Origin of the sequence: Massilia sp. CT11-108 (genome assembly GCF_047302915.1) — a bacterium.
Taxonomy (GTDB): Bacteria; Pseudomonadota; Gammaproteobacteria; order Burkholderiales; family Burkholderiaceae_D; genus Telluria; species Telluria orientalis.
Window position 1 is genome coordinate 1 of record NZ_JBKYMO010000734.1, and the last position, 2,054, is coordinate 2,054.

At 66.7% G+C, this 2,054-nt stretch carries 3 protein-coding genes; all 3 read right to left on the bottom strand.

The genetic code is table 11. The features are described 5' to 3' along the window. Positions 1 to 351: heme biosynthesis HemY N-terminal domain-containing protein (locus tag ACEN88_RS30075; protein ID WP_413345605.1), on the bottom strand; the 351-nt coding region annotated here is incomplete at its 3' end. A 47-nt stretch (positions 352 to 398) separates the two neighbouring features. Then, complete coding sequence (locus ACEN88_RS30080; protein ID WP_413345607.1) at positions 399 to 1,550, bottom strand: uroporphyrinogen-III C-methyltransferase; 1,152 nt, start codon at positions 1,548 to 1,550, stop codon at positions 399 to 401. Next, positions 1,547 to 2,054 (bottom strand): uroporphyrinogen-III synthase (locus ACEN88_RS30085; RefSeq protein WP_413345609.1); only part of this gene is annotated, 508 nt, incomplete at its 5' end. The genes ACEN88_RS30080 and ACEN88_RS30085, both read right to left, overlap by 4 nt.

Here is a 2,054-nt window from a genome sequence, read left to right on the forward strand (position 1 = left end):
CGGTTCGACGCCGATCAGCGCGGCGAGGCCGGCGTTCTCGGGCAGGTCGGCGGCGCGCATGGCGGCCTTCTCGGCATGGCCGAAGCGGCCTTCGAACAAGGCTTTCAACGCTTCGCGCAGGCCGCGATTCGCTTCGCGTTCACGCTTGCGGTAGCGGTACTGGGCCACGCGCTCGGGCATGCCCAGCGTGGCACGCACTGCGCGGACGAGGCCGTACAGCACGAGGAACAGCAGGAACGCCAGCACGACGAACAGGTTCAGCGACAAGTCGATCCGGTGCGGCGGATAGAAAAAGACGACGTTGCCGGGATTGAAGCGCGCGGTCACGGCGATGCCGATCGCCGCAGCCATCAAGGCGACTAACCAGAGTAATAAACGCATCGTTCAGGCCCCGCGCTTCACGGCTTCGATTTGTAATTGCGCACGGCGTTCAGGCTCTCCGACAAGTCGGGCACGTCGATGGTGACGTTGTTGGCCTGCACCTGGCGCAGCAGGGCCTGCGCGGCCTGGGTCGAGCGTGCCTTCGTGTCGAAGTACTTCACGAGCTGCTGCTGTGCGGTATTGATGTCGTCGCGGAACGTGCCTTCGTTGCGCGACAGCAGCGCCAGGCGCGCGTTCAGCAGGCGCAACTTGAGGTTCTCGCGCACGAAATACGATTCGCTCGGCGACAGCATCAGCGCATCCGGATTGTCGACCGTACGCACGCGGATCAATTGCCGGATGTCGTCCCACATCTCGTGGCTCCAGTTGCGCCACGTCTCGACGGCGCGCTGGGCCAGCGTCCGCTCGGCCGGCGCCGCCGTTTTCCCGGCGGCGGGCGCGTTGACGCGCGACGGCGCGATCGGCTCGGCCGGCTTTTCGTCGGACAGCAGCGGCAGATTGTCGATCTGCGAGATGACGTTGTCGAGGCGCAGCGCCATGCCGGGCTGGTCGACGGACGGCAGCGCCTTCAGTTTCTCGATGTCACGCGCAATGGCGCGGCGGATCGTGATGAATTGCGGCTTGTCGGAGCGCGACAGGGACCGGTCGGCGTTCTGCAGCGCGATCAGCGCGCCCTGCACGTTGCCGGCCAGCTGCAGCTGCTGGCTCGCGGTGGACAGCACCTGCTCGATCTCGGACAGCGCCCATTCGTCACGGTTCTTCGAGATGTCCTGGTACATCTGCTCGAGCGCGGCCTGCTGGCTCTGCGCCTCGGTCTGGCGGTTTTCCAGCACGCCGACCTTCACCTGCAATTCCTTGGCCGCCTCCTGGATCTCGCGCACGGTCTGCGCCGTCTCGGCGTTCGAGGCATTGTCCTTTTGCAACGTGCGCGCGACATCCTCGCGCAGCTTGTTGAAACGGCTGTGCGTGGAATACGTCTGGAGGGCAAGCAAGATGGCCAGCGCGAGGATCGCGACGTTCTGCGGCTTCTGCAGCAACCCGCCGACGCGGCCCCCCTCGGGAACGCGGGGCTCGCCCGGGCCCATCGGCGCCGGCGTCACATAGCTTTCCGGCGGAACGACCGGACCGCCCATGTTTGGTTTTTCTGGATTGTTGGGCAATTCGTTCATGCTCGTGATTGTAACGCGGCAAGCAGCCGCTCGTCGCCCGACCCTGTGAGCGTCACAGTGGTGAAACCGAGTGCGGAGGCCGTTTCCGCGATGCGGGCATGCGGAACGATCAGGCGCTGCCGTTGCAAATTTGCCACACTTATTCCACCGTCAAGCTGCTCGACGAGACCGGCCAGCCCGCGCAGGGCTTCCGAGCTCGTGATTATCCAGTCGTTCGGGCCGGCCAGCAAGGCACGCAGCGACGCGGCCAGGTCCGGCGTCAGCACGGGAACGGCACGGCGGTAGGCGGCAACGGTCTCGACCTCGATGCCGGCCGCGCGCAACGCATCCGGCAACACTTCGCGCCCCGTCTCGCCGCGCACGACGAGCACCTTGCGGCCCGCCAGCGCGGCCAGGTCGAGTGCCTGCAGCAGGTGTTCGGAATCACTGCGGGCCGGGTCGAGCGGCACATGGACGCGGTAACCGTCGCCGGCGATGCCGTGGCGGGCCAGCGCGGCCCGGCGG